Origin of the sequence: Micromonospora sp. DT31 (genome assembly GCF_049841795.1) — a bacterium.
In the GTDB taxonomy this organism is placed as follows: Bacteria; Actinomycetota; Actinomycetes; order Mycobacteriales; family Micromonosporaceae; genus Micromonospora.
Genome location: NZ_JBNCKZ010000001.1, coordinates 312850 through 338626, shown reverse-complemented (window position 1 = coordinate 338626; position 25777 = coordinate 312850). Strand labels below are relative to the sequence as shown.

Annotated in this window: 26 protein-coding genes; 12 read left to right on the top strand and 14 right to left on the bottom strand. The window is 74.3% G+C overall.

The window, feature by feature from the left end; genetic code table 11:
* Nucleotides 1–159 precede the first annotated feature (159 nt).
* From ACLQ2X_RS01400 to ACLQ2X_RS01370, 7 genes are all read right to left on the bottom strand, one after another.
* The gene (locus tag ACLQ2X_RS01400) at nucleotides 160–1431 is read right to left on the bottom strand and encodes an ABC transporter substrate-binding protein (protein WP_425679048.1); all 1272 of its coding nucleotides are present in this window, start codon (nucleotides 1429–1431) and stop codon (nucleotides 160–162) included.
* Nucleotides 1432–1481: 50 nt separating this feature from the next.
* Complete coding sequence (locus tag ACLQ2X_RS01395) at nucleotides 1482–2624, bottom strand: branched-chain amino acid ABC transporter permease (RefSeq protein WP_425679047.1); 1143 nt, start codon at nucleotides 2622–2624, stop codon at nucleotides 1482–1484.
* Nucleotides 2621–3499, bottom strand: coding sequence for a branched-chain amino acid ABC transporter permease (locus ACLQ2X_RS01390; RefSeq protein ID WP_425679046.1), 879 nt, complete (start codon nucleotides 3497–3499; stop codon nucleotides 2621–2623). The genes ACLQ2X_RS01395 and ACLQ2X_RS01390 overlap by 4 nt, the downstream gene beginning before the upstream one ends.
* A 21-nt stretch (nucleotides 3500–3520) precedes the next feature.
* Nucleotides 3521–4237 (bottom strand): ABC transporter ATP-binding protein, encoded by a 717-nt coding sequence (locus ACLQ2X_RS01385; RefSeq protein ID WP_425679045.1) that lies wholly within the window; start codon nucleotides 4235–4237, stop codon nucleotides 3521–3523.
* Entirely contained in the window at nucleotides 4234–5046 is an 813-nt protein-coding gene (locus ACLQ2X_RS01380; protein WP_425679044.1) for an ABC transporter ATP-binding protein, read from the bottom strand. The genes ACLQ2X_RS01385 and ACLQ2X_RS01380 overlap by 4 nt, the downstream gene beginning before the upstream one ends.
* A 99-nt stretch (nucleotides 5047–5145) precedes the next feature.
* Nucleotides 5146–6351: an RNA polymerase sigma factor gene (locus tag ACLQ2X_RS01375; RefSeq protein WP_425679043.1), complete on the bottom strand. Its 1206-nt coding sequence runs from the start codon at nucleotides 6349–6351 to the stop codon at nucleotides 5146–5148.
* Nucleotides 6348–6698, bottom strand: coding sequence for a YciI family protein (locus tag ACLQ2X_RS01370; RefSeq protein ID WP_425679042.1), 351 nt, complete (start codon nucleotides 6696–6698; stop codon nucleotides 6348–6350). The genes ACLQ2X_RS01375 and ACLQ2X_RS01370 overlap by 4 nt, the downstream gene beginning before the upstream one ends.
* A gap of 216 nt (nucleotides 6699–6914) precedes the next feature.
* Between ACLQ2X_RS01370 and ACLQ2X_RS01365 the strand changes: the two genes are divergently transcribed.
* From ACLQ2X_RS01365 to ACLQ2X_RS01345, 5 genes are all read left to right on the top strand, one after another.
* Nucleotides 6915–7661 carry a lysozyme gene (locus tag ACLQ2X_RS01365; RefSeq protein WP_425679041.1) on the top strand — a complete coding sequence of 249 codons (747 nt, stop codon included), beginning with the start codon at nucleotides 6915–6917 and terminating at the stop codon, nucleotides 7659–7661.
* 24 nt (nucleotides 7662–7685) lie between these two features.
* Nucleotides 7686–8360, top strand: a complete 675-nt coding sequence (locus ACLQ2X_RS01360) for a peptidoglycan recognition protein family protein (protein ID WP_425679040.1) — start codon at nucleotides 7686–7688, stop codon at nucleotides 8358–8360.
* A gap of 62 nt (nucleotides 8361–8422) precedes the next feature.
* Entirely contained in the window at nucleotides 8423–8788 is a 366-nt protein-coding gene (locus ACLQ2X_RS01355) for an ArsR/SmtB family transcription factor (RefSeq protein WP_425679039.1), read from the top strand.
* Complete coding sequence (locus ACLQ2X_RS01350; RefSeq protein WP_425679038.1) at nucleotides 8785–9426, top strand: SRPBCC family protein; 642 nt, start codon at nucleotides 8785–8787, stop codon at nucleotides 9424–9426. The genes ACLQ2X_RS01355 and ACLQ2X_RS01350 overlap by 4 nt, the downstream gene beginning before the upstream one ends.
* Before the next feature lie 144 nt (nucleotides 9427–9570).
* Entirely contained in the window at nucleotides 9571–10074 is a 504-nt protein-coding gene (locus ACLQ2X_RS01345) for an NUDIX domain-containing protein (protein ID WP_425679526.1), read from the top strand.
* 27 nt (nucleotides 10075–10101) lie between these two features.
* Here ACLQ2X_RS01345 and ACLQ2X_RS01340 read toward each other — a convergent pair whose 3' ends face one another.
* Nucleotides 10102–11268 carry an LLM class flavin-dependent oxidoreductase gene (locus ACLQ2X_RS01340; protein WP_425679037.1) on the bottom strand — a complete coding sequence of 389 codons (1167 nt, stop codon included), beginning with the start codon at nucleotides 11266–11268 and terminating at the stop codon, nucleotides 10102–10104.
* A gap of 139 nt (nucleotides 11269–11407) precedes the next feature.
* Between ACLQ2X_RS01340 and ACLQ2X_RS01335 the strand changes: the two genes are divergently transcribed.
* The 4 genes from ACLQ2X_RS01335 to ACLQ2X_RS01320 all read left to right on the top strand — a co-directional run bounded on the left by ACLQ2X_RS01335 (nucleotide 11408) and on the right by ACLQ2X_RS01320 (nucleotide 15257).
* Nucleotides 11408–12364 carry a sulfonate ABC transporter substrate-binding protein gene (locus ACLQ2X_RS01335; protein ID WP_425679036.1) on the top strand — a complete coding sequence of 319 codons (957 nt, stop codon included), beginning with the start codon at nucleotides 11408–11410 and terminating at the stop codon, nucleotides 12362–12364.
* Nucleotides 12361–13197 (top strand): ABC transporter permease, encoded by an 837-nt coding sequence (locus ACLQ2X_RS01330; protein ID WP_425679035.1) that lies wholly within the window; start codon nucleotides 12361–12363, stop codon nucleotides 13195–13197. The genes ACLQ2X_RS01335 and ACLQ2X_RS01330 overlap by 4 nt, the downstream gene beginning before the upstream one ends.
* On the top strand, nucleotides 13170–13895 hold the full coding sequence (locus tag ACLQ2X_RS01325) for an ABC transporter ATP-binding protein (protein ID WP_425679034.1): 726 nt from the start codon (nucleotides 13170–13172) through the stop codon (nucleotides 13893–13895). The genes ACLQ2X_RS01330 and ACLQ2X_RS01325 overlap by 28 nt, the downstream gene beginning before the upstream one ends.
* Before the next feature lie 78 nt (nucleotides 13896–13973).
* Entirely contained in the window at nucleotides 13974–15257 is a 1284-nt protein-coding gene (locus tag ACLQ2X_RS01320; RefSeq protein ID WP_425679033.1) for a sulfite oxidase, read from the top strand.
* A 6-nt stretch (nucleotides 15258–15263) separates the two neighbouring features.
* On the opposite strand, the gene ACLQ2X_RS01315 is transcribed toward ACLQ2X_RS01320, so the two are convergent.
* A complete protein-coding gene (locus tag ACLQ2X_RS01315; RefSeq protein ID WP_425679032.1) occupies nucleotides 15264–15806 on the bottom strand; it encodes an RNA 2'-phosphotransferase in 543 nt (180 codons plus the stop codon).
* A 181-nt stretch (nucleotides 15807–15987) separates the two neighbouring features.
* Entirely contained in the window at nucleotides 15988–17037 is a 1050-nt protein-coding gene (locus ACLQ2X_RS01310; protein WP_425679031.1) for an aldo/keto reductase, read from the bottom strand.
* Between the two features lie 213 nt (nucleotides 17038–17250).
* Between ACLQ2X_RS01310 and pgi the strand changes: the two genes are divergently transcribed.
* Nucleotides 17251–18885, top strand: a complete 1635-nt coding sequence (pgi, locus tag ACLQ2X_RS01305; RefSeq protein ID WP_425679030.1) for a glucose-6-phosphate isomerase — start codon at nucleotides 17251–17253, stop codon at nucleotides 18883–18885.
* Nucleotides 18886–18977: 92 nt separating this feature from the next.
* Here the strand turns inward: pgi and ACLQ2X_RS01300 are convergent, their stop codons facing one another.
* Both ACLQ2X_RS01300 and ACLQ2X_RS01295 read right to left on the bottom strand, forming a co-directional pair.
* Entirely contained in the window at nucleotides 18978–19388 is a 411-nt protein-coding gene (locus tag ACLQ2X_RS01300) for a type II toxin-antitoxin system Phd/YefM family antitoxin (protein WP_425679029.1), read from the bottom strand.
* A gap of 38 nt (nucleotides 19389–19426) precedes the next feature.
* The gene (locus tag ACLQ2X_RS01295; RefSeq protein ID WP_425679028.1) at nucleotides 19427–19969 is read right to left on the bottom strand and encodes a GNAT family N-acetyltransferase; all 543 of its coding nucleotides are present in this window, start codon (nucleotides 19967–19969) and stop codon (nucleotides 19427–19429) included.
* A gap of 59 nt (nucleotides 19970–20028) precedes the next feature.
* Here ACLQ2X_RS01295 and ACLQ2X_RS01290 point away from each other — a divergent pair, with 59 nt between their 5' ends.
* Together ACLQ2X_RS01290 and ACLQ2X_RS01285 are read left to right on the top strand one after the other, a co-directional pair.
* Nucleotides 20029–21363, top strand: coding sequence for an SWIM zinc finger family protein (locus tag ACLQ2X_RS01290; RefSeq protein WP_425679027.1), 1335 nt, complete (start codon nucleotides 20029–20031; stop codon nucleotides 21361–21363).
* Complete coding sequence (locus tag ACLQ2X_RS01285) at nucleotides 21360–23861, top strand: hypothetical protein (protein WP_425679026.1); 2502 nt, start codon at nucleotides 21360–21362, stop codon at nucleotides 23859–23861. The genes ACLQ2X_RS01290 and ACLQ2X_RS01285 overlap by 4 nt, the downstream gene beginning before the upstream one ends.
* Before the next feature lie 13 nt (nucleotides 23862–23874).
* On the opposite strand, the gene ACLQ2X_RS01280 is transcribed toward ACLQ2X_RS01285, so the two are convergent.
* Together ACLQ2X_RS01280 and ACLQ2X_RS01275 are read right to left on the bottom strand one after the other, a co-directional pair.
* A complete protein-coding gene (locus tag ACLQ2X_RS01280; RefSeq protein WP_425679025.1) occupies nucleotides 23875–24330 on the bottom strand; it encodes a hypothetical protein in 456 nt (151 codons plus the stop codon).
* Nucleotides 24331–24379: 49 nt separating this feature from the next.
* Nucleotides 24380–25708 (bottom strand): hypothetical protein, encoded by a 1329-nt coding sequence (locus ACLQ2X_RS01275; RefSeq protein ID WP_425679024.1) that lies wholly within the window; start codon nucleotides 25706–25708, stop codon nucleotides 24380–24382.
* Nucleotides 25709–25777: the final 69 nt, after the last annotated feature.

The window sequence follows — 25777 nt, the reverse complement described above, 5'->3', positions numbered from 1 at the left end:
ACTGTGGAGCGACCCAGGGGCAGGGTGCGCCGCCGGCCGCTGATGTCGCGGGTGCCGCCGTGGGGGGGCCCCCCCCCCCCGGCCGCCCCCGGGGCCGCCGGCCCCCCCGGGGCGGGGCGCCGGCCCCCCGGGCCCCGGCCGTCCGGCGACACGGTGATCTCAGGCGGTCGGCACCGCCTCCGCCGGCGGGGCGGTCGGCGGCTCGGTGAACTCGGTGACCGCACCGTCGCCGTCGTCGGTGGTGTACGCCGGGCCGAAGTACTCCTGCACGCCGCGGCTCACCTTGGTCAGCCGCACCCCGCCGTAACCGGCGTGCACTCCGTCGGCGTACCGGAAGGGGACGAGGCCGGGCCCGCGGAAGCCGCCCTTGCGCACGGCCTCGACCAGCTTCTCCCGGGTCGGGTCCGGCCCGGCGGCGAGCATCGCCTGCACGAACGTGTACGCCATCGAGTAGCCGTAGATGGCGTTGCCGTCGATCGGGTTGCCCGCGTTGTAGCGCTGGTGGATCTTGGTGTATTCCTGGATCCACGGGTTGGCGGTGTCGCTGATGTTCGGCAGGTAGTTGTCGGCGACCATGCCTTCGAGGATGACCTTCTTGTCGCCGAGCTGCGCGGCCAGCGTGGTGTAGTCGGCGCCCACGTTGGACACCACCCACTGCGCCTTGAAGCCCTGCCCGGCGGCCTGGCCCATGGCCAGCGCGGTGAAGCCGGGGATGGTCGCCGAGATCACCACCTGGCAGCCGGCCGCCCGCAGCGCACCGATGGCCGGTCCGACCTGCTGGTTGGTGGTGGTGTAGGTCTGCTTGGCCGCGACCGGGCCGAGGACCTGCTCCACCCCGACCAGCGAGTCCCGCCCGAAGTCGTCGTTCTGCCCGAAGTGGCAGACCTTCTTGCCGGCGAACTCCCGCTTGACGTAACTGGCGAGGATCTTGCCCTCGACCGTGTAGTCGGGCTGCCAGCCGAACGTGGTCGGGTACTTGTCCGGCTGGTTCCAGTTGCGGCTGCCGGAGGCGACGAACAGGTCCGGCACCTTCTGCGCCTTGACGAACTCCAGCACGTTCGTGTGCGTCGGCGTGCCCAGACCGCCGAGCAGCGCGAAGACCTTGTCGTCGAGCACCAGCTTGCGGACCACGTTCTCGGTGTTGGCCGGGTTGTAGCCGTCGTCCATGACCTTGTAGACGATCTTCCGGCCGTGCACCCCGCCCTTGCTGTTGACGTGCTCGAAGTACGCCTTGGTGGCGGCGGATATCTTCGCGTAGCCGGGCGCGGCCGGCCCGGTGAGCGGTTGGTGGGTGCCGATGACGACCTCGGCGTCGGTGACGCCGGGGACGTTCTCGGCGGCCTGTTTCTCGTCGTCGGCGCAGGCCGGCAACGTGGCCAGCAGGGCCAGGCCGGCGACGGCCGCGAGAACGCGGCGGGTGGTGGGGCGCATGGTTCTCCAATCCGGTGCGACAGTGCGAACGGTGGGTGGAACCGGTGAGGTCAGCGGTCCGGCGAGCGGCGCCCGGCGCCGGAGCGGCGGCGGGCGAGCGCGCGGGCCCGGGCAGCGACGGCGCGCACGCCGCCCTGCACCCCGCCCGGCGCGGCGAGCATGACGACGATGAGGACCAGGCCGAACACGGCGAGCGCGAGGTTGCCCTCCAGCCGCTGGGCCAGCCCCGCGGAGAGGCTGAGGTGCTCGGTGAGCAGGCCCGGCAGGTCCTGGAGCGCGACCAGCAGCAACGCGCCCCAGACCGCCCCGGCCAGGCTCCCCAGGCCACCGATCACGATCGCCATGAGCAGGAACAGCGACAGGTCCAGCGGGAACTTGCCCGGCGCGACGGTCGCGGTGAGCACCGCGTACACCCCGCCGCCGAGGCCGGCGCAGCCGGCGCTGACCACGAACGCGAGCACCTGGGTGCGGGCCACCGGGATGCCGGCGAGCCGGGCGGCGACCTCGTCGTCGCGGACCGCCCGCAGTGACCGGCCGAAGCGGCTGCGGACCAGGTTGGCCAGCAGCAGCATGGTGAGCAGGGCGGCGGCCAACGCGATCCAGGCCAGCCAGCGTTCCGGCTGGAAGTAGGCGCCGAGCCCGGCCGGCGGGAGCTGCGTCGGGAAGCGCAGCCCCTGCTCGCCGTTGAACACGCTGGTGAAGATCGTGGTGACCGCCGGGACCAGCGTCGCCACCGCCAGGGTGACACCGGCCAGGTAGGGCCCGCGCAGCCGGGCCGCGGCCAGCCCGACCACCAGTCCGGCAAGCGCGGTCACCGCCACGGCGGCCAGCAGCGACACCGGCAGGGTCCACCAGCCGCGTACCGCCCGCTCGTCGAACCCCTGCAACGTCAGGGCCACGGTGTACGCCCCGGTGGCCATCAGCGCCCCGTGCCCGAGCGAGAGCTGACCGTTGAGCCCGACCAGCACGGTGTGTCCCGCGGTGACGCAGAGGAACGCGCACACCCGGGCCACCTGGAGGTTCTGGTACGGCGGGAGCTGGTTGGTCAGCAGCACGACGAGCGTGCCGACGACCACCGCCACGGCCAGGTGCCGCAGCAGCGTCGAGGAGCGCGGCCCGCCGCCGGCCGGTGCGCCGGGCAGCAGCCGGCGCAGCGTGGACGGCGGGGCCGGTTCGGTGCGGATGGTGGTCACACGTGCCTCGCTCTCGCCGCGGAGAAGAGCCCGCCGGGGCGGACCAGCAGGACGGCCAGCAGCAGCACCAGCACGGCCAGCGGGGTGGTGTCCGGGCCCAGGTAGCCGGTGACGTAGGACAGGATCAGCCCGACCAGCAGCCCGCCGACCACCGCGCCGACCGGGCTGTCCAGACCGCCGACGACGGCGGCGGTGAACGCCACCACGAAGACCAGGTCCATGGCGTGCGGGTGCAGGCCCAGGCCGGTGGGGACGACGAGCATCCCGGCGAGCGCGCCGACCCCGGCGGCAAGCGCCCAACCCAGCGTGAGCATCCGGCCGACGCTGACGCCGAGCAGCCGGGACACCTCCGGGGCGAACGCGGCGGCCCGCATCCGCAGCCCCACCGGGGTGCGGGTGAACAGCAGCGCCAGCAGGACAACCACGGTCAGCGCCGCGCCGAGCACCCACAGGTCGTACGGGGACAGCGCCGCCACCCCGCCGATGGTGAGCGCGTCGGTGTCGAACGGTGTTTCGGCCGGCCGGTAACCGTTGCCGAAGATCATGCCGAGCACCGCCTGGATCACCAGCACGAGGCCGAGCGCCACAATCACCTGGTTGAGTGGCCCGCCGGGGCCGGCGAAGCGCATCAGCACCCGTTCCACGAGCGCGCCCAGGGCCAGCCCGGACAGCACCGCCGCGGCCAGTCCCAGCCAGTACGAGCCGGTGGCGCCGACCACCGCGTAGCCGACGTAGGCGGTGGCCACGGCCATCGCGCCCTGGGCGAAGTTGACCACCCGGGCGGCCCGCCAGATGAGCACCAGCGCGAGCGCGAACGCGGCGTAGACCGCCCCGGCGGCGAGCCCGTCGAAGGTGAGGAACCAGAACCGCTGCATCCGCGACCTCTCCGTCCGCCGTCAGAATCCGAGGTACACGTGTCGGAGCTGGTCGTCGTCGCGCAGCCGGGCGGCCGGCGCGGCGATCACCACGCGGCCCAGCGACATGACGATGCCCTGGTCGGCGACGGACAGGGCGCTACGCACGTTCTGCTCGACCAGCAGCACGGTCATCCCCCGCTCGTCGCGCAGCCGGCGCAGCAGCGCCATGATCTGCGCGGTCACCTTCGGGGCCAACCCGAGCGACGGCTCGTCCAACAGCAGCAGCCGGGGCCGGGCGATCAGCGCGCGGCCGATGGCCAGCATCTGCCGTTCCCCGCCGGAGAGCTGGTGGCCGGCGTGGTCGCGGCGGCGGGCCAGCGCCGGGAACAACTCGTACACCTCGTCCTGGGCGCGTCGCGCATCGGCCCGGTCGCGCCGCCACAGCCCGCCCAGGCGCAGGTTCTCCGCCACGGTCAGCTCGGTCACCACGCCGCGCCCCTCCGGCACGTGCGCCAGGCCGCGCCGGACCAGGTGTTCCACCCGGACACCGCGCAGGTCCTCCCCCGCGTACCGGATCCGGCCGCCGGTGGGCCGCAGCAGACCCGACAGCGTACGCAGCAGCGTCGTCTTCCCGGCGCCGTTGGCGCCGAGCACGGCGGTGACGGTGCCGGCCGGCACCGCGAACGCGACCTCCCGCAGCACCGGCACCGGGCCGTAGCCGCAGCTGAGCGCCTCGACCTCCAGCACGGCGGTCACGACGCGCTCCCGGCGGTCGGCACGTCGGCGCCGAGGTATGCCTCGGTCACCAGGGGGTCGTCGCGCACCTGGTCCGGGGTGCCGGCGGCGATGACCTTGCCGAAGTCGAGCACCACCAGCTCGTGGCAGACCGCCATGACCAGGTCCATGTGGTGCTCGACGAGCAGCACGGCGCAGCCGTCGCCCCGCTGCGGCAGCGACCGGACCAGGTCGGCGAGTTCGTCGACGTCGTCGGCGCCGAGCCCGCCGGCCGGCTCGTCGAGCAGCAGCAGGCGGGGCCGGGCGATCAGGGCGCGGGCCAGGGCGACCCGCTTGCTCACCGCGTAGGGCAGGGTGGTCGGGGCGGCGTCGGCGTACCTGTCGATGCCCAGCTCGGTGAGCAGGTCGCGGGCCTGGGCGCGCAGCCGCCGTTCGTCGCGGTCACCGGAGGGCAGGCCGAACAGCGCGGTGGCGAACCCGGCCCGGGCGGCGTGGCTGGCGCCGGCCACCACGTTCTCCAGCACGGTCAGCCCGCCGAACAGGCCGACGCCCTGCAGGGTGCGGGCGATGCCGAGGCCGGTGAGCCGGTGCGGTTGGGGGCGGAACGGCCGACCGTCGAGGGTGAGCGAGCCGTCGGTCGGCCGGACGAACCCGCAGACCACGTTGAACAGGGTGGTCTTGCCGGCGCCGTTGGGGCCGATCACGCCGACCACGCGGCCGGGTGGGACCCGCAGCGACACGTCGTCGAGGGCGACCAGGCCGCCGAAGCGGACGCCGACATGGTGCAGCGCCAGGCCGGTGTCGCCGGCGGGGGTGGCCGGTGGGCTCATCGTCACCTCGGACGGTCGCCGGAGCAGGGAAAACTAATTACACCGGGAGTGTAGTTTTTTCTGCCGCCCCGTCAATGCCCACCGGTCCACCATGTTCGGTCATCCCGGCAACCGGTCCCGGGCACGGCCGAGGAATGCCTGCTCCGCGACGTTGCCGGTGCCGGCGATCGCCGCGTCGTAGGCGGCGCGCGCCGCCCCCGGCCGGTCGAGGCGGCGCAGCAGGTCGGCCCGGACCGCGTGCCACACGTGGTAGCCGGCCAGCCCGAGACGGTCCACCTCGGCCAGTGCCACCGCCGGTCCGCGTACCTCGGCCAGCGCGACCGCCCGGTTCAGCGCGACCACCGGGCCCGGCACGCGCACCGCCAACTGGTCGTAGAGGGCGAGGATCTGCCGCCAGTCGGTGTCGGCGGCGGTAGGCGCGTCGGCGTGCACCGCGCCGATCGCGGCCTGGATCTGGTACGGGCCGGGCCGGCCGCGACGCAGGCACCGGCGGACCAGCTCCTGCCCCTCGGCGACCAACGCCCGGTCCCACCGGCCACGGTCCTGCTCGGCCAGCGACACCGGCACCCCGTCCGGGCCGGTGCGGGCGTCCCGCCGCGCCTCGGTGAGCAGCATCAACGCGAGCAGTCCGCACGCCTCCGGCTCGTCCGGCATCAGCGCCACCAGCAGCCGGCCCAGCCGGATCGCCTCGCCGCCCAACTCCGCGCGGCCCAGCTGCCGTCCCGCGCTCGCCGTGTGCCCCTCGTTGAAGATCAGATAGGCCACCGCCAGCACACCGTCGAGCCGGTCCGGCAGGTCCGCGTCGCGTGGCACCCGGTACGGGATGCCGGCATCGCGGATCTTGGCCTTGGCCCGGACCAGGCGTTGCGCCATCGTCGGCTCGGGCACCAGAAAGGCCCGGGCGATCTCGGCGGTGCTCAGCCCGCCGAGCAGCCGCAGGGTCAACGCCACCCGGGCGCCGACGCCGAGCGCCGGGTGGCAGCAGGTGAAGATCAGACGCAGGCGGTCGTCGGGCACGGGCCCCTCCTCGGCGGGCGGGTCGGCGGCGTGCACCAGGGCGGCCTCGGCGTGCCGGGCGGCCCGGGTCGACTCGCGGCGCAGCCGGTCGATCGCCCGGTTGCGGGCGGTGGTGATGATCCAGCCGGCCGGGCTGGGCGGCGCTCCCTCGACCGCCCAGCGCCGCACCGCGACCGCGAACGCCTCCTGGACCGCCTCCTCGGCGAGGTCGATGTCGCCGAGGAGACGGACCAGGACGGCCACCGCACGGCCGTACTCGGCCCGGAAGACCCGTTCGACCTCGATCATCCCTCGCCCTGGAACGGGCGGACCTCGATCGGCAGGGTGGTGGCCCGGGCGTAGCGGCGGCCCCAGTCCAGCGCGGCGTCCAGGTCGGGCACCCGGATGACGGTGACGCCGCCGAGGTACTCCTTGCCCTCGGCGAACGGCCCGTCGGTGACCAGGACGTCGTCGCCGCGGGCGCGCAGCACGGTGGCGGTCCCCGGGTCGTGCAGGCCGTCGCCGAAGACCCAGGACCCCGACTCGCGCAGCTCCCGGCCGATCGCCTCGACCTCGCGCATCACCCCGGCCAGGAACTCCGGCTCCGGTCGGGGGGCGTCGGTCGGCTGGAACATGCTGATCAGGTACTGCTTCACGGGCTTCTCCTCACCACGGCGGGCGACCCGGCGCCGCCCTCCTCACCCTTTACACGAACGGCGGTCGCCGGTTTCGACACCGGGCCGAAGCACCTCCATACAAAGAAAATCTTCGATGCCTGTATTGAAAACTTTCTCCGCTATGTGACCTAATGTGGATAGTTCCTTTCGTCGCACTCCCGCCGCCGGTCTGGCGGCAACCCCCAGGGAGGAAAGATGCACCGCTCGATGCGATCGGCGCTGCGCGCGGCCGGAGCCGCACTGCTCGCCGCCGCCACCGCCACCGCCGCGGCACTGTTCGGGGCGGCACCCGCCACCGCCGCCCCGGCCGGACTGCCCGGCATGGACGTTTCCAGCTACCAGGGCAACGTCAACTGGTCCGGCGCCTGGGCCAACGGCGCCCGGTTCGCCTACGTCAAGGCCACCGAGGGCACCTACTACACCAACCCGTACTTCGCCCAGCAGTACAACGGGTCGTACAACGTCGGGATGATCCGCGGCTCGTACCACTTCGCCCGCCCGGACACCACGAGCGGCGCCACCCAGGCCAACTACTTCGTCGACCACGGCGGCGGCTGGTCCAGGGACGGCAGGACACTGCCCGGCGCGCTGGACATCGAGTACAACCCGTACGGCGCCACCTGCTACGGACTGAGCCAGGCGTCCATGCGCGGTTGGATCGCCTCGTTCGTCAACCAGTACTACGCCCGCACCGGCCGGTGGGCCACCATCTACACCACCACCGACTGGTGGAGCACCTGCACCGGCAACACGTCGCAGTTCGCCGCGAACAACCCACTGTGGATCGCCCGGTACGCCAGCACCGTCGGCGCGCTGCCGGCCGGCTGGGGCACGTACTCGTTCTGGCAGTGGTCCTCCTCCGGCGTCTTCCCCGGCGACCAGAACGTCTGGAACGGCTCCCTGGACCGACTCCGGGTGCTGGCCTGCAACGGCCCCTGCTGACCCGCCACCGACGAGGAGGCTCCGATGTCTGTTCCTGTCCCCCGCCGGGCCGTGCTGCGCGGCGCGGTCCTGCTCGGCGCCGCCGCCGGCGCCGGCGCGCTGACCCAGCTCGACCGCGGCCCCGGGGCGCGGGCCGCCGCGACCCGCGTCGACCAGCCGACCATCGCCAACTGCGCGACCTGGAGCGCCCGCCCGCCCTCCTCGCCGGTGAGCGTGGTGGCGAGCCGCCCCAACAAGATCATCGTGCATCACACGGCGTTCCCCAACACCACCGACTACAGCCTCGCGCAGGCGTACCGGAACTCCCGCACCATCCAGAACCTGCACATGGACACCAACGGCTGGCTCGACTCCGGCCAGCACTTCACCAACAGCCGGGGCGGCTACCTCACCGAAGGCCGGCACGGCAGCCTCTACGGGCTGCTGCACGGGCAGAGCATGGTGCAGGGCGCGCACTGCGTGGGGCAGAACAGCCAGGCCATCGGCATCGAGAACGACGGCATCTACCTGGACGTGCAGCCGCCGCAGGCGCTCTGGAACAGCCTCATCTGGTTCTGCGCGTTCACCTGCCAGCAGTACGGCATTCCGGCCACCGAGATCTACGGGCACAAGGACTTCAACAACACCCAGTGCCCGGGGCTGCTGCACGACCGGCTGCCCGAGCTGCGCCGCGCCGTCGCCACCCGTCTCGGCGGCTGACGCGACGATCCCACTCGTCACCATCCCTCGCTTATATAAGCTCGTCCTGATATAACTGGGTCGTGCACGCCTTCGACGTCCTCGGCGACCCGGTGCGCCGCCGCCTGCTGGAACTGCTCGCCACCGGCGAGCAGCCGGCCGGCGCGCTCACCGAAACCGTCCGGCGCGAGTTCGGCATCAGCCAACCCGCCGTCTCACAGCACCTCAGGGTGCTGCGCGACCACGGCTTCACCACCGTGCGCGCCGAAGGCACCCGCCGGCTCTACGCGGTAGACCCCGGCCCGCTGCGCGAGATCGACGCGTGGCTGGCCGGGTTCCGCCGCTTCTGGACGCCGCCACTGGCGGCGCTCGGCACCGAGCTGGCCCGGGGCCGCCGTGAACGGCGGCTGCGCGAGGACGACCCCGACGACGAGAGGACCCACAGATGATCGACGTGACCGGGCAGATCAGCGGCGTCGAGCGCCGCATCGGCGACCGTACGCTCCCCGCCGGCCAGGCGCGGGTGCTCACCATCGCCCAGACCTACGACGCCCCGGTGGCGGACGTCTTCGACGCCTGCACCAACCCGCAACGGATTCCCCGCTGGTTCCTGCCGGTCTCCGGGGACCTGACCCTCGGCGGCCGCTACCAGTTGGAGGGCAACGCCGGCGGCACCGTCGAGCGCTGCGACCCGCCGCACGGCTTCGCCGCCACCTGGGAGATGGGCGACGAGGTCAGCTGGATCGAGGTGCGGCTGAGCGAGGCCGGCCCCGACCGCACCCGCTTCGAGTTGGACCACGTCGCGCACGTCGACGACAATCGCTGGGCGGAATACGGCCCGGGCGCGGTCGGCATCGGCTGGGACCTCGCGCTGCTCGGCCTGGCCTCCCACTTCGCCGCCGACGGCGTCGGGTTGGAGCCGTCGGCGGCGGCCGAATGGCTGGCATCGCCGCAGGCCCGCCAGTTCATCACCGACTCCGGCGAGCGGTGGACGGCCGCCAGCGTCGCCGCCGGCACCCCGGCCGACGAGGCGCACGCCGCCGGCGAACGGGTCATCGCCTTCTACACCGGCACACCGGCCTCCTGACCCCGCCGCCCGGGTCGCGGCCGTCGCACGCGGCGCGGACGGCTCGTCGCGTGAGCGCCGACGCCGAGCACAGGACCATGCACTTCGGCGACCGGGCTGGGCGGGATGAACGCCGACCGGCTGGTGCGGGTAACGTGCTGCGGCGTGACCGCGTACTCGCACTGCTCCTTCTGCGGCGCGGCCTACCCGGCCGACGCCGGGTGGCCCCGGGTCTGCACGGCCTGCGGGGAGACGGTGTGGCGCAACCCGCTGCCGGTGGCGGTGGCGGTGCTGCCGGTCCGCACCCCCCGGGGCGTGGGGGTGGTCGTCGTCCGCCGCGACATCGAACCGGCCCGCGGGCAGCTCGCACTGCCCGGCGGCTTCGTCGAGCACGGCGAGGAGTGGTCCGAGGCGCTGGTCCGCGAGTTGCGTGAGGAGACCGGGCTGGTGGCCGAGGCCGACCAGGCGCGGCTGTTCGCGGTGCACGGAGCACCGGCCGGCGGCACCATGATGGTCTTCGGGGTGCTGCCCGAGCGGTCGGCCGCCGACCTGCCGCCGTCGGCGCCGACCGAGGAGGCCACCGAGTGGCTGGTGCTCACCGACCCGGTGGAGTTGGCCTTCTCCACGCACACCCGGGTGCTCGCCGACTTCCTCGCCGGCCGACGCTGACCGGCCGGGCAGCGCGACCCCGTCCGGTCAGCGGCCGGCGGGGACCGGCTGGGGTGAGAACGGCACGCTCGCCGGAGCCCCGGCGACCGGCTCGCCGGCCGGGTGCCGCCACAGGCCACGGCGGCGCAGGATCGGCAGGACCCCCTCGCCGAACCAGTAGGCCTCCTCCAGGTGCGGGTGCCCGGAGAGGATGAACTCGTCGAGCCCGAGCGCGTGGTATTCGGCGATCCGGTCGGCGACCTCGGTGTGGCTGCCGACCAGCGCGGTGCCCGCGCCGCCGCGGACCAGCCCGAAGCCGGCCCACAGGTTGGGTGCGATCTCCAGCCGGTCCCGGGAGCCACCGTGCAGGTCCAGCATCCGCCGCTGCCCCTCGGACTCGCTTCGCCGCAGCCCTTCCTGCACGGCCCGCACGTCGGCCTCGGGAATGCCGTCGAGCAACCTGCGGGCCTGCGCCCACGCCTCCTCGGCGGTGTCCCGGCTGATCACGTGCAACCGGATGCCGTAGCGCAGCTGCCGGCCGGCCTCGGCGGCCAGCCCACGGATCCGGTCCAGCTTGTCGGCCACCTGCGCGGGCGGCTCGCCCCAGGTGAGGTACACGTCGCTGTGCCGTGCCGCCACCGGACCGGCGGCGCCGGAGGACCCGCCGAAGTAGATCGGCGGCACCGGGTCGGGCACCCGGGCGAGTCGGGCCCCCTCGACCCGCACGTGCGCGCCGTCGTGGTCGACCGTCTCGCCGCGCCACAGCGCCCGCACCACGTGCAGGAACTCGTCGGTGCGCGCGTACCGGGCGTCCTTGTCGAGGAAGTCGCCGTACGCGCGCTGCTCGGTGGACTCACCGCCGGTGACCACGTTGAGCAGCAACCGCCCGCCGGACAGGCGCTGGAACGTGGACGCCATCTGCGCGGCGAGGGTGGGTGAGAGCAGGCCGGGCCGGAACGCCACCAGGAACGTCAGCCGCTCGGTCACCTCGGCGAGCATGGCGGTGGTCAGCCAGGCGTCCTCGCACCAGGCGCCGGTGGGGGTGAGCGCGCCGGCGAATCCGAGCTGTTCGGCGCTGCGGGCGATCTGTCCCAGGTAGGCCACACTGGCCGGTCGGGCTCCCCCGGCTGTTCCGACCGGTACGCCGTGGCCGCCGCCCACGATGTCGCGGCTGTCGCCGTAGGTCGGCAGGAACCAGTGGAACGTGAGGGACATGGTGGCCTCCGGTGCGGGTTCGACGGGCCGCCTCCTGAGTGGTGGGACGGCCGCGTCGACAGACTACCCACAAAACCTATCGGGTTGGTAGGTTGCTGCCCACCGACGACCCGGCACATCCCCTCCCCGAGGAGCCGCCATGCGTACCCCGTCACGACCGCGCCGCCGGACGGCCGCGCTGCTCACCACCCTCGCGCTGCTCGCCGCGACCACACTGACCGGCTGCGGCGGCGAGGCCGCCGGCGACGGGCCACTGCGCATCGGCTACCAGCGATTCGGTGGCCTCAGCCTGGTCAAGGCGCGCGGCGACGCGAAGAACGTCACCTGGTCGCTGTTCGAGAGCGGCCCGGCGCTCACCGAGGCACTCAAGGCCGGATCGATCGACATCGGGCAGGTCGGTGAGGCGCCGCCGGTGTTCGCCGCCGCCGGGAAGATCTCCTTCTCCGTGATCGGCACGTCGCAGCCGATCCCCCAGGGCGAGGCGGTGCTGGTCAAGGCGGACAGCCCCTACCGCGGCTTCGCCGACCTGCGCGGGCGGACCGTCGCGCTGAACAAGGGCTCCAACGTGCACTGGCTACTGGTGAAGCTGCTGGAGGCCAACAAGATGACGCTCGCCGACATCAACGTCAAATACCTGAAGCCGGCCGAGGGCCGGCCCGCGTTCGACAACGGGCAGGTCGACGCGTGGATCATCTGGGATCCGTACTTCGCGCTGGCCGAGCGGCCCGGCGTGCGGGTACTCGCCGACGCCACCGGACTGGCCGGCAACCGCGAGTACGTGCTGGCCGCGCCGGACACGGTGCGCGACCGCACCGACGACGTACGCGCCTTCCTGGAAACCTACCGGCAGACCACCGACTGGGGCATCGCCCACCCCACCGAGCGGGCCGCCACCCTCGCCCCGGAGCTGAAGATCCCGCTCGACGTGACCACTCGGGCACTGGCCCGCAGCGCCACGCCGCTCGCCCCGGTCACCCCGGAGATCGGTGCCGAGTTGCAGGCCATCGCGGACAGCTTCGTGACGTTGAAACTGGTCCCCGGGCCGGTCGACATCGCCGGCCGGGTCGACGGCCGGTTCAGCGAGGCGTTCCGGTGAGCGGCCCGGCACTGGCCGAGGCGACCGCGCCCGTCGTACCGGACCGGGCGACACCCCGACCGCGTCGGGCCCGCACACCCCGACGGTGGCTGCGGCTGATCAGCCCGGTCGTGCTGGTGCTGGCCTGGGAGACCGCCGCGCGGGTCGGGCTGCTCGCCCCGGAGAAGCTGCCCGCGCCGAGCACGGTGCTGGCCACCGGCGCCCGGCTGGCCGGCGACGGCACCCTCGGCGTCCACCTGCTCGACTCGCTGACCCGGGCGGCGCTCGGCCTGCTCATCGGCGGCGGGCTGGCCCTGGTGCTCGGCGCGACCGCCGGACTGCTGCGCCTCGGCGACGAGCTGGTCGACCCGCCGGTGCAGATGGCCCGGATGCTGCCGCACCTGGGCCTGGTGCCGCTGCTGATCATCTGGGTCGGCATCGGCGAGTCGCTGAAGATCACGCTGGTCGCGCTGGGCGCGTTCTTCCCGATCTACTTCAACACGTACGCCGGCATCCGCGACATCGACGAACGGCTGGTGGAGACGGCCCGGACCTGCGCCCTCGGCCCGGCGGCCCGGCTGCGGCACGTGGTGCTGCCCGGCGCGCTGCCGGCGCTGTTCCTCGGGCTGCGGCTGGCCATCGGCGCGGCCTGGCTCAGCCTGGTCGTCGGCGAGCAGGTGAACGCACAGACCGGCATCGGCTTCCTGATGATGGAGGCGCGCGAGTTCAGCCAGACCGACGTGGTCGTGCTCGGACTGCTCATCTACGCGCTACTGGGCCTGCTGTCCGACCTCGCCCTGCGATACGTGGAGAGGAGGACGTTGACGTGGCGACGCGGACTGCGCGCGACCTGACCGGCCCGGTGCTCACCGCGCACGGGGTCACCCGCGCCTTCGGCCCGACCGTGGTGCTGGCCGGGGTCGACCTGACCATCGCCGCCGGGGAGACGGTCGCGCTGCTGGGCGGCAGCGGCTCCGGCAAGAGCACGCTGCTGCGGGTCCTCGCCGGGCTCGACGACGACGCCGGTGGCACGCACGTGCCGCACGGCACCGCGGCCGTGGTGTTCCAGGAACACCGGCTGCTGCCGTGGAAGCGGGTGGCCGGCAACGTCGCGCTGGGCCTGTCCGGCCCGGACGTCGCCGGCCGGGTCGAGCGCGCGCTGGCCGAGGTCGGGCTCGCCGACCGGGGCCGGGCCTGGCCCGCCGAGCTGTCCGGCGGGCAGGCACAGCGGGTGGCGGTGGCCCGCGCGCTGGTACGCGAACCGGACCTGCTCCTGCTCGACGAGCCGTTCGGCGCGCTCGACGCGCTGACCCGGCTGCGGATGCAGGGACTACTGCGCCGGCTGCGCGCCCAGCACGGCTTCGCCGCGCTGCTGGTCACCCACGACGTGGAGGAGGCGCTGCTGCTCGCCGACCGGGTCCTGCTGCTCGACGACGGGATCATCGCCGAGGAGCTCCCGGTGCGCCTCGGCCCCGCGCCCAGCCCCGACGACCCGGCGCTGGGTGCGCTGCGCCGACGGCTGCTCGACCGCCTCGGCGTACCCACCGCCTGACCGTTACCTGGGTAAACCCTCCGGAAAGTCCCACTGGTTGAATAGGAAAGGCAGCGTCGCCCAGCCCGGAGGTCACCCGTGCGTCAGTCCCCGTCCACCACCGAAGCCGCCCACGACGCCGGCCGGAGCCGCCAGTGGCTCACCGGTCAGGCCCACGGGCCGGGCGTCGACCGCGACCGGCTGCTGGAGGTCGGCGCGGCGATGGCCGCGGTGACCGCCGCCGCCGCCGAACGCGAACCGGTCGCCGTGTCGTCCGCGCCGGTCGGCGTCGACCCGGGCACCCCGATCGTCAAGCCGCTGCCCCCGGCGCTGCTGCGCCCCCTGGACACCAACGCCGAGATGCACTGGTCGGCGATGGCCGGGCAGGGGCACGTCGTGCCGAACGACCGCTTCTTCGTCCGCAACCACACGGTCACCCCGCACCTCGACGCGACCACGTGGCGACTACGCCTGTTCGGCGACGGGCTGCGCGGCGCGCCCACCCGGGACAACCCGGTCGAGTTCGACCTGCAGGAGCTGCGCCGGCTGCCCGCCGAGGAGCACACCGCGCTGCTGGAGTGCGCCGGCAACGGGCGACGCTACTTCGCCGAGCAGCAGGGCGAGCCGACCCCGGGCGTGGACTGGGGGCTGGGCAGCGTGGGTGTGGCCCGGTGGCGGGGTGTGCCGCTGGGCACGGTGCTGCGGCTGGCCGGGCTGCGCGACGACGCGGTCGACGTGATGCCCGAAGGGCTCGACCCGGACTACGTCACCGGCGGGGTCAACCTCGGCCGGGTACGCCGTCCGCTGCCCGTGGCCAAGGCGCTCGACGACGTGCTGCTGGCGTACGAGATGAACGGCGAGCCGCTGCCCGCCGACCACGGCTTCCCGGTGCGGGTGGTGGTGCCCGGCTGGGTCGGCATCTCCTCGATCAAGTGGGTGGGCCCGATCGAGGTCGCCACCACCGCGCTGTTCTCGCCGTGGAACACCCGGTTCTACCGGATGTTCGGCCCCGGCCACCCGGCCGACGGCACGGTGCTGACCACCCAGCCGGTGCGCAGCGCGTTCGAACTGGCCTGGGACGCCCGGGTGCCGGCCGGTGCGGAGGTGCTGCTGACCGGCCGTTCCTGGTCCGGCAACGGCCCGATCGAGCGGGTCGAGGTGGACACCGGCGACGGGTGGCGCCCCGCCGACCTGGTCGCCGAGGACCGGGGCGGCGCCTGGCAGCGGTGGACCGTCCGTTGGCGTCCGCCGACCACCGGCCGGCACACGCTGCGCGCCCGCGCCACCGACCGTACCGGCGCCGGCCAACCCGACCGGGCCGCCCCGAACGATCTCGCGTACCTGTTCGACGCCGTGGTGGCGCATCCGGTGACCGCCTGCTGACGTCGCTCAGGTGGTGGTCAGATATTGCGGTGGCACGGTGTCGGTGAGCCACACCCCGTTGGCCGAGCAGTAGAACAGGTGTCCGGCCTGCGTCATCGCCGCCGCGTCGACAGTCAACACCACCACCGCGCCGCCCCGGCGCGCGCCGACCCGCCGGGCGGTCGCCACGTCCGGCGACAGGTGTACGTGGTGCCGGCCGCCCCGGCGCAGCCCTTCGGCCAGGATCGCGGCGAGGGCGTCCCGGCCGGTGCCGTGGAACAGCCGGGGCGGCGGGTCGGCCGGGGTCAGGCCGAGGTCGACGGGGACCGAGTGCCCCTGGTTGGCCCGGATGCGGTCGACCCCGTCCGGCCCGTGTTCGACGGCGAAACGTTGCTTGTCGTTGCCCGCGACCACGGCGTCCATCTCGGCGCGGCTGATCCGCAGACCGGCCAGCAGGTCGTCGACCGGCACCCAGCCGGCCCCGTCGAGCCGCAGCCCGAACGCCCCGGGCCGGTGCCGCAACGCCAGCGACAGGCGCTTGCTCACCCGCACCAGGTCCCGGTTCTCCACCCGCACAGTGTGAATCCGCACCACTCCCTTGTCGACGCGGTTTCCCACCCCGCCCCGCCCTTGCCCGCGCCCTCGCTCGCCGATCTTGCAGTTTCCGGTCCCGTGATGCCCCATTCGCACGCTTGCCGGGGCGGAAACTGCAAGATCGACGGGGCTGGGGGAACGGGGAGGGGGTGGGGGGTCATACGGCGGCTCGTTCCGGAAGAGGGCGGCGGCGCCGGGCCGGGTCGGTCAGGGCGGGCGGGGACCAGGCGCCGTCGGGCTGGTAGAGGTTCGTGCCGGGCGGGACGATCTCGTCGATCCGGTCCAGCGCCGCGTCGTCAAGCGTCAGCGCCGCCCCCGCGAGCAGCGCGTCCAACTGCGTCATGGTGCGCGGGCCGATGATCGTCGAGGTGACCGCGGGGTGCGCCGCGGTGAACGCCACGGCGAGCTGCGGCAGCGTGCACCCCATCTCGTCGGCGAGCGCCACCAGGTCCTCGACGGCGGCGTACTTCGCGGCGTTGCCGGGCCGCGCCGGGTCGAACCGGGCCGGGGTGAGCGCCGGCCGCCCGCCGGTGAGGTCGACCGGGCGGCCCTGCCGGTACCGGCCGGACAGGAACCCGGAGGCCAGTGGGCTCCACACCAGCACGCCCATCCGGTAGCGCTGGCACACCGGCAGCACCGACGTCTCGATCCCGCGCGCCAGGATCGAGTACGGCGGCTGCTCGGTACGGAACCGGCCGAGCGCGCGCCGCTCGGCGACGTGCTGCGCCTCCACGATCTCCTCGGCCGGGAACGTCGAGCAGCCGAACGCCCGGATCTTGCCGGCACGGACCAGGTCGGTGAGCGCGCCGAGCGTCTCCTCGACGTCTGTGGTGTGGTCGGGGCGGTGCACCTGGTAGAGGTCGATCCAGTCGGTGCCCAGCCGGCGCAGGCTGTCCTCCACCGCCCGGACGATCCAGCGCCGCGAGTTGCCGCCCCGGTTCGGCCCCTCCCCCATCGGGAAGTGCACCTTGGTGGCGAGCACCACGTCGTCGCGCCGACCGCGCAGCGCCTTGCCGACGATCACCTCCGACTCGCCGGCCGAGTACATGTCGGCGGTGTCCACGACGTTGATCCCGCGGTCCAGGGCGGCGTGCACGATCCGTACACAGTCGTCGTGGTCCGGGTTGCCGACCGCGCCGAACATCATGGTGCCGAGGCAGTGGACGCTGGCCTCGATGCCGGTGCCGCCGAGGACGCGATGACGCATGTGCACTCCATGGGGTGACGCCGCGCTGACCGGGCGGCGGCCGGTCAGGTGACGGTAGGAGTTCGAGCGCGCTGGAGGTCAACCCCGGCAGCCGCCCGCCGTAAGGCGGGTCGCGGCCGGGTCGCGTCGCGCGGACCCCGTCCGGGTGGCAGGCTGGTGGGGTCACCGGCGCAGGCCGGCCGACCGCCCGTCGCGAAGGAGAAGATCGACCCGATGGCTGTGGACGTCACCACCACCGACGAATGGCAGGCACTGCGCAGGCACGCCGAGGCGATGCGCGGCACGCACCTGCGCGAACTCTTCGTCGCCGACGGGCAGCGGGGCGAACGGCTCGTCGGCGACGTCGGCGACCTGCACGTGGACTACAGCAAGAACCTCGTCACCGACGAGACCGTCGCGCTGCTCGGCGCCCTCGCGGAGCGGGTCGGGCTGACCGACCGGATCGCGGCCATGTTCGCCGGACGGCGCATCAACGTCACCGAGGACCGCGCCGTGCTACACACCGCGCTGCGCCTGCCCCGGGACGCCTCGCTGACCGTGGACGGCCAGGACGTGGTCGCCGACGTGCACACGGTGCTGGACCGCATGTCGGCGTTCGCGCAGCGGGTGCGCTCCGGCTCGTGGCGCGGCCACACCGGCGAGCGGATCACCACCGTGGTCAACATCGGCATCGGCGGTTCGGACCTCGGGCCGGTGATGGCGTACGAGGCGTTGAAGGCGTACCGGGACGCGGGGATCAGTTGCCGGTTCGTGTCCAACATCGACCCCACCGACATCCACGACAAGACCGCCGACCTGGACCCGGCGCGCACCCTGTTCGTGGTGGTGTCCAAGACGTTCTCCACGCAGGAGACGCTGGCCAACGCCGACCAGGCGCGCCGCTGGCTGCTGGCCGGGCTGGACGCCGACGACGACGCGGTGGCCCGGCACTTCGTCGCGGTCAGCACCAACGAGCAACGGGTCCGCGACTTCGGCATCGACCCGGAGAACATGTTCGGCTTCTGGGACTGGGTGGGCGGGCGCTACTCGCTGCCGTCCGCGGTCGGCCTGTCGGTGATGCTGGCGATCGGGCCGGACCGGTTCCGCGAGATGCTGGCCGGCTACCACGCGGTCGACGAGCACTTCCGCTCCACGCCTGTCGAGCGCAACGTGCCGGCGCTGCTGGGCCTGCTCAACGTCTGGTACACCGACTTCCTCGGCGCGCAGACCCACGCGGTGCTGCCGTACGCGCAGTATCTGCACCGGTTCCCCGCCTACCTGCAACAGCTCACCATGGAGAGCAACGGCAAGGCGGTACGCGCCGACGGCTCGCCGGTGACGTACCCGACCGGGGAGATCTTCTGGGGTGAGCCGGGCACCAACGGCCAGCACGCGTTCTACCAGCTCATCCACCAGGGCACCCGGCTGATCCCGGCCGACTTCATCGGGTTCAGCGAGCCGAACCACGACCTGGGCGACATGCACGACCTGTTCATGTCGAACTTCTTCGCCCAGACCGCCGCGCTGGCCTTCGGGCGGACCCGCGAGCAGGTGCTGGCCGAGGGCGGCGCGCCCGACGTGGTGGCGCACCGGGTGATGGTGGGCAACCACCCGACCACCACGATCCTCGCGCCGAAGCTCACCCCGGCGACGCTGGGGCAGCTGGTCGCGCTCTACGAACACATCGTGTTCACCGAGGCCGCGGTGTGGGACATCAACGCCTTCGACCAGTGGGGTGTGGAACTGGGCAAGGTGATGGCCAACCAGCTCGCGCCGAAGCTCACCGGAACGGGGGCGGACCTGGCTGACCTGGACACGTCGACCGCCGAGCTGATCCGGCGCTACCGGGCCGAACGCGGCCGCGACTGAACACGGCCCGCCCGACGCGGATGGCCGCGGCCGGGCACGGCGGCGGAAGTTGAGCGCGCCCGTGGCGTCCCGACCATCAGGGACGCCACGGGTCAGCGACGCATCAGGTCGGTGTGCGCGGCGCGCAGCCGGGCCAGCGCCGGATCACCGGCCGGGGCGCGGCGGTCCAGCTCGGCCCACGCCTCGGCCAGCGCGTCGGTCAGGGAACGCAACTCGGCGGCGTGCCGAAGGCCGGACTGCCTGTGCAACTCCTCCAGGCGGCGGGCCCAACCGGCGCTGATCGCGGCGATCCGGTCGGCGTCGGCACGGGCCTGGGCCGCGGTGCGGGCGGCCGGTGCGGGCACGATCGCGGCGATCGGGCGGGGATCGCCGTCGCGGGTGACGAGGGTGACGGTGTCGGTCAGCTCGGCCAGGGAGACGAGCTGGGTGAGCCGGGTGCGGACCTCGCGCAGCGGCAGGGCGCGCGGCTGCGGGGACCGGTCGGCCAATGCGGGGACAGCCATGGACACATGTTGACCCAAGGGTGTGACAGTTTCGCGTATCAGGCCGTCCACTCCGGCGCCAGCACCGACCAGACCTCCATGTCGGCGCGGCCGTCCGGGGTCGGGGCGGCCCCGCGCAGGACGCCGTCGCGGCGCATGCCCAGCCGCCGCGCCACCGCGATGCTCCGGTCGTTGCCGGCCTTCGTGATCCACTCCACCCGGTGGATGCCGCGCTCCCGCACCGCCCAGTCGATGATCACCCGGGCGGCCCGGGTCACCAGGCCCTGCCCTTCGGCGGCCGGTTCCAGCCAGCAGCCCGCCTCGCACACACCACGCGCGGTGCTCAGGGACACGAACAACACGCCGCCGACGAGCGTGCCGCGCTGCCAGATGCCCCAGAGCCCGCCGTCGTCGCGCGCCCACCGGTCGGCGTACGCCTGGAGGACCTTGCGGGCCGACTCGGGGTCGGTGGCGACGAAGGACGCGCCGACCCAGGGGGCGATGTGCTCCCGGCAGCGGTCGAGGTTGGCCAGGAACTCGTCGGCGTGCCAGGGCGACAATGGACGCAGCTCGGCGTCATCGGTGAGGGCGAGGGCGAACATGCACGGACGCTAGCAGCAGGAACGTGTTCCTGTCGGCCGGTGGATCTACGGTGTGCCCCGTGAACGCCGTCCAGACGTACCGCTATCTCCAGCCCTCCGCGTTGCGCCCCGCCGGTCTCGACCTGCAGACCTGCGGCGGCCCGGCGGCCAACCCGCGCTTCTTCGCCGGCTTCCTCACCGCGCCCGTCGCCGCGGCGGCCGGGCTGCTCGCCGTCGCCGAGGTGGCCCGCACCCGTTACCACCGGCCGGTCGACCGGGCCAGCCTGGACCCGGTGGTGACCGGCAGCCGGGGCCGCCTGCGTTTCGAGTCGTTCTCCGGATGCTGCGGGGTGTACGCGCGGATGGACGTGCTGCCGTCCGGCCTGGACGGTGAGGTCGGCGGGCACGGCACGACGAACGTGGACGTCAACCCGCCGCTGCGGGAGGCGCTGGCCCGGGTCGGTGGCATCGAGCCGTTGCACGTGGCGGTCGGGCCGGACGACCTGACCGTCTCCACCCTGGACGGTGCGGTGGTCGAGCGGAAGGTCCCGCTGCCCGATCGCTGGCTGCGCGGCTTCGCCGAGGTGCACGTGCTCACCGCCGGTTTCGAACCCCGCGCGGAGATCCCGGCGACGGAGGCGGCGGCGTTCCTGCGTAGGCTGCCCGCCGCCGGTGACCGCACGGTGCTCTGGGCGGTGCCCGCCGGGCGTACGCTGCGGTTGACGTCCCGGCCGGCGCCCGGCGCGGTCTGCCTGGCCGGCGCGGGCCGGCTGGCGGCCCTGCGGGGCCTGCTGCGGCACGCGCGCACACTGCGGGTGTACGGCCCGACGGTGCGGGCCGGTTCCCCCGCCGTGCCGAGCACCTGGGAGCTGGACACCGGTGCGCTCCGGCTGTCGCTGACCCTCTCCCCCGAGCCCTACCGCGGGTTCTCCGGCGAGGGAGCCGCGCTCGCGGCCCTGGCCGGCGACGACGTGGTCGACGACGCCGAGTTGGTCGGCGCGCTGCTCGACTGGGAGCCGACGATCGACGTGGCCGCGCTCGCCGACGCGACCGCGCTGCCCGACGACCGGGTCCGGGCCGCCCTCGCCCAGCTCGGCACCGCCGGGCGGGTCGGCTACGACGCGGCGGACGGGGGTTACTTCCACCGGGCGATGCCCTACGACGCGGGCCGGGCGGAACGGGACAACCCGCGGCTGGTCGGGGCGCGGGCCCTGGTCGAGCACGGCGCGGTCGAGCGCGACGGCGAGCACGCGACCGTACACGGTGACGCCGGCGTCTACCGGGTCCGGCGGCACCCGGACGGCACCTACTCCTGCACCTGCCGGTGGTGGGCACGGCACCGGGGGCAGCGGGGGCCGTGCCGGCACGCGCTGGCCGTGTCGATGGTCCCGGCGCCGGTGGCGGTCCGGCCGTGACCGACATCGTCGAGGCGGTGGGCCGCGGGCAGGTGTCCGAGGTCCGGTCGGCGCTGGCCGGGCTGGACGAGCCGGCCCGCCGGGCGCTCGGCGACGACCTGCTCGCCGAGGTACGCCGCCGGCAGGGCGCCTGGTGGTCGCGACGCGAGGCGGGGGCGCTGGCGGTGGCCGCGGTGGGCACGCTGAGCACCCCGACGAAGGTGGCGGCGCTGCTCGGCCGCCGCGGGGTCTGGCTGTCCGCCGTGGACGCCGCGCCGGTGGTCGGGGCGGCCCGGGATCGCGGGGTGACCTGGCTGGCCGAGGTGGCGTACAAGCTGACCGACCGGCTGCCCCGGGACCGGATGGTCGCGGGCTGGCGGTTCGTCGCCGGCCTGTTGCTGGCGGAGAAGGCGCCGCCACCGACCGGGGACGACTTCGTGCGTGGCTGGGCCGCGTCGCAGGGTTGGCCGGACCGGCATGGGGCACACCCGTCGGTGGTCGACCGGCTGCGCGCCGACCCGTTCCTGGACGATCTGTTGCCCCGCCTGTTCGAGGTGGACGGCGTGGGCATCGAGCTGTCCCGCGGCGCGGACGCGTTGCCCCGGGCGCTGGCCGGGTTGGTGGCGGAGGGCCGGCTGGACCGGGCGGCGGTGCTCGACGGCGTCGTGGCCCGGCTGCTGCGCGGCGACCGTCCGGTCGCGTTGCGGCCGTTCCTGGCCCTGCACGACCTGCTGGCGCCGACCCGGGACGAGGTGGCCGCCCGGTCCGGCGCCTACCTACGGCTGCTCGCGGACGGGCCGGGGTCGGTGGCCCGCGTCGCACAGCGGACGCTGCGCGAGGCCGGCGACGCCGTCGAACCGGAGGCGCTGTGTGAGGCCGCCCGGACGGTGCTGACCCGACCGGAGAAGGCGCTGGTCCGCGCGCAGCTGTCCTGGCTCGACCGGCTGGCGCGGCAGCAACCGCAGCGGGCCGCGCAGATCGGCGCCGTGCTCGCGGTCGCCGCCGACCATCCCGCCGCCGAGTTGGGTGACCGCGCGCTGGCGCTGGCCCGACGACACGGTCACCACCCCGTTGCGGCCGTCGCGACGGTGGCCGAGCCCGGCGACGACCTGCCGCCCCCGTCGCCGGTCCCGGCCGCGCCGCCGCCGATCGACGACGTGGACGAGATGGTGGAGGAGGTGGCCGCGGCGCTGCGCGACGGCTGGCCCACGGCGGTTCTCGAACGCGTGGTGGACGCCCTGGTGCGCCTGGGCACCCGTCACCGTGACCGGCTCGCGGCGGCGTTGGCGCCGGTGCTGCGCCGGGAGGGGGTGGGCGAGCACGACCACATCTGGGCCAACTTCGACCCCCCGACCCAGGTGAACCGGCTGTTGCTGGCCGGTGCCGGCATCGGGGACGCCACCCGCCGCCGCGACGAGTGGGCCTCGGCGTTGACGGCCGGCCACAGTGGACCGGCGCCGACGGCTTCCGGGCGTCCCGCACCGATGTGGCTCTACCGCCTGCGGCTGGCCGAGATCGGGCAACGGTTGGACGGCCGCGACGATCCCGGGCTGTTGTCCGCGCCGACGTCGAGCACGGGCGCGATCGAACCGGTGGCGCTCTACGAGCGGCTGGTCGCGCTCGGCGACCGCCCGTACTGGCAGTGGGACTACGGCCAGGCGCTGTTGCGCCTGCCGCACGTCGTCGACGAGCCGTTGGCGGCCCGCGCCGAGGCGCTCGGCACGCCGGCCGGGGTGGAGTTGGCGGCCTGGCTGCGCGACGGCATCCTGCCGACACCTTCGCAGGAGGTGGTGACCGTGGGCCGGGACCAGGGGTACGCCCGGTGCAGCTGGTTGCCGGAGCGACGCCGGCTGGTCGCGCTCACCCCGCCGGCCGACGTCGACGACCGGTTCGGGCTGTTCACCGTGACGCCCCCGGCGATCGGTCGCCACATGTTCCCGTGCGCCGACCTGTGGCCCGCCGTCCTGCCCGGGCGTCGGGGCGTGGTCGCCGCGCACGTCCTGCCCGCGCTCGCCGAGGCCACCCAGCAGGACATCGCGGGGCGTGGCGTGGTGCTGCCAGCGTTGGCCGAGTGCACCGGCGCTGGCGGCCCCGCACTGGATCTGGCGCTGGCCTACGGGCTGTGCGCCCGGCACGAGGCCGACCGGGTGGCCGCGCTCGACGCGCTGCTGATCCTGGCCGCCGCCGGTGACCTGGACGCCCCCGGGGTCGGTGGGCACCTGGGCGTGCTGGGGGCGCAGGGGCAGGTGATCCTGACCCGGGCGGTCACCCCGCTGCGGGACGCGATCGCGGCGGGCGCCCGGCTCAGCGTCTGGCGGCTGCTCGCCTCGGCGTTGCCGCCGCTGCTGGCCGCGCCGACGCCGCCGCGGGGCACTCCGGACCTGCTCACGCTGGCGGCGGAGACCGCGACCGGTGTCCGGCTCGACGTGCCCGGCCTGGCCGACGTGGTGGCCCGGGGCGGCGGCAGCCGCCTGGTCACCGAGGCCCGGCGCCTCGCCGGTGCGCTGGGGCGCGCCTGAGCCGGCCCGCACCTCATCCGCGGGGGTGAGGTGCGGGCAGGTGTTCGCCCAGCGCGGTGAACTGCGCCACGGTCAGGTAGGACGGGTTCGCCGCCTGCGGCTGCCGGAACACCTCGGCGTCGGCCAGCCGCGGGTCGGCGCGCAGCAGCTCGCGGCGTACCCGCAGCGGCTCGTCGAGGATCGTCAGGTCCAGCGGCGCGGTCCACGCCTCGCCGGGCGCTCCGGGCTCGGGGGCGGCGGCGATCCGGCCCACACCCCAGACACCGTACGGCGCCCGGCCCTTGCTGCCGCTGGCCCAGAACACCACCGGCTGGCCGGCGCGCATCAGCCGCACCCGGTAGCCGGGGCGGACGCACCATCCGGTCACGCGCGGATCGGCGGCGAACCGGGCCGTCAGGTCCACCGCGTCCGCGTTGCCCTTGACCACCCAGGCGCCGAGGTCGTCGAGGGTCACCCGCCGGTCGCTCATCCGCCCATTCTGCGGCCGGTCCGGCCGGCGCGCCGGACGAGGGGGCCGGTCAGATGATCAGGTGGGTCCAGTAGGTGAGCCAAGCCGCGAACAACGCGCCCTGCAGCAGCGCCAGCCCGGCGGTGAGCCAGCCGTCCAGGCTGGGCCGGCCGGCCCAGCGGGCCAGCACCAGCGCGACCGGGAAGGCGGCCAGCAGGTAGCGCAGCAGGCTCTTGTACACCGGCGGCCCCATCGACAGCGGCACCAGCACCATGACGAGCGTGTAGGCCAGGTACGGCCAGTCGGCCCGACGGCGCAGCCCGACGACCGCCACCGCGAGCGTGGCCACGGCGAGCCAGACCCGCAACGCGTCGGCGGAGTTGCCGCCGGTCAACGCGGACGTGGCGGTCGCGAGCGGGTTCTGCAGCCGGATGCCCCAGCCGGTCTCCTGGGCGCGCTGGTAGGCGAACCAGTCGCCGCTCTGCCAGCGGCAGAACGCCATGAACGTCAACCAACCCGCCGGGACCAGCACCAGCGGCCAGCCCTGCCGCAGCAGGCGCGGCCAGGTGCGCGGGCCGACGCGCCAGCCGTGCTCGCGCAGCAGCACCAACGCCAGCGGGACGACCACGAGGAAGCCGACCGAGCGGCTCATCGCCAGGAAGTAGCCGAGGACGCCGACGAGCAGCCAGCGGCCTCGCTCGGCGTACCAGAAGGCGGCCAGTGCGAGGCAGACGAACAGCGACTCGGTCAGCGCCGCCTGGAACAGGAACGCCGTCGGCAGGAGCAGCAGGTACCGGACCGCGCGCCGGCCGTCGTCCGGTCCGCCGCCACCGAGCAACCGGCCCCCTAGCCGGTACGCGTAGTAGAGCTGGAACACCAGCGCCACGTTGCTGACCAGCAGCAGGGCCCATGCGGTGTGCCCACCGAGCAGCGGCGCGAGCGGCCGGGCCAGGAACGGGTAGAGCAGCGGGAAGCCGAAGTCCGGCCAGGGCCGGTCCAGCGGCAGTCGGGCCAGGTGCTCGTAGAGGAACGAGTCCCAGGCGAACCAGAGCGAGAACCAGCGGTGCGGCGAGATCGCGTCCTGCTGGGCCCGCGTCCCGGTCTCGCCGGGCGGCGGCGCGCCGGGCACCCCGTCCCAGGCGGCCAGCACCAGCACACCGACCAGGCTGAGCACGAGCTTCGAGCCGACGAAGACGGCGAGCACGAACCCCCACGGCTCCGGCAGCCGGCGGGCGACCGCCGCTCCCCGCGACCGCCATCGGGTACGTCCGGCGCGTGTCCCGCCGTCGGTGCCGGGCGTGCGGTCGGGCTCGACGCCGGAACGTGCCCTGACGCCGGGCTCGCGCGCGCCGCCGGGCTCGGCCGTGCCGCCGGGGTCAGCCCGCCGCTCGTCCGCCATCGCGCTCCCACCGTTCGGTCGTCGACCGAACTCGTCCCGGCCGCAAACCCGGTGCGCGTTCCCCGTCCG

Coding starts and splice junctions, on each gene's coding strand:
- ACLQ2X_RS01380 (WP_425679044.1), bottom strand. CDS start 5,046: ATGAGCCCACCGGCCACCCCCGCCGGCGACACCGGCCTGGCGCTGCAC.
- ACLQ2X_RS01350 (WP_425679038.1), top strand. CDS start 8,785: ATGATCGACGTGACCGGGCAGATCAGCGGCGTCGAGCGCCGCATCGGC.
- ACLQ2X_RS01360 (WP_425679040.1), top strand. CDS start 7,686: ATGTCTGTTCCTGTCCCCCGCCGGGCCGTGCTGCGCGGCGCGGTCCTG.
- ACLQ2X_RS01335 (WP_425679036.1), top strand. CDS start 11,408: ATGCGTACCCCGTCACGACCGCGCCGCCGGACGGCCGCGCTGCTCACC.
- ACLQ2X_RS01365 (WP_425679041.1), top strand. CDS start 6,915: ATGCACCGCTCGATGCGATCGGCGCTGCGCGCGGCCGGAGCCGCACTG.
- ACLQ2X_RS01390 (WP_425679046.1), bottom strand. CDS start 3,499: ATGCAGCGGTTCTGGTTCCTCACCTTCGACGGGCTCGCCGCCGGGGCG.
- pgi (WP_425679030.1), top strand. CDS start 17,251: ATGGCTGTGGACGTCACCACCACCGACGAATGGCAGGCACTGCGCAGG.
- ACLQ2X_RS01300 (WP_425679029.1), bottom strand. CDS start 19,388: ATGGCTGTCCCCGCATTGGCCGACCGGTCCCCGCAGCCGCGCGCCCTG.
- ACLQ2X_RS01400 (WP_425679048.1), bottom strand. CDS start 1,431: ATGCGCCCCACCACCCGCCGCGTTCTCGCGGCCGTCGCCGGCCTGGCC.
- ACLQ2X_RS01280 (WP_425679025.1), bottom strand. CDS start 24,330: ATGAGCGACCGGCGGGTGACCCTCGACGACCTCGGCGCCTGGGTGGTC.
- ACLQ2X_RS01375 (WP_425679043.1), bottom strand. CDS start 6,351: ATGATCGAGGTCGAACGGGTCTTCCGGGCCGAGTACGGCCGTGCGGTG.
- ACLQ2X_RS01310 (WP_425679031.1), bottom strand. CDS start 17,037: ATGCGTCATCGCGTCCTCGGCGGCACCGGCATCGAGGCCAGCGTCCAC.
- ACLQ2X_RS01340 (WP_425679037.1), bottom strand. CDS start 11,268: ATGTCCCTCACGTTCCACTGGTTCCTGCCGACCTACGGCGACAGCCGC.
- ACLQ2X_RS01295 (WP_425679028.1), bottom strand. CDS start 19,969: ATGTTCGCCCTCGCCCTCACCGATGACGCCGAGCTGCGTCCATTGTCG.
- ACLQ2X_RS01275 (WP_425679024.1), bottom strand. CDS start 25,708: ATGGCGGACGAGCGGCGGGCTGACCCCGGCGGCACGGCCGAGCCCGGC.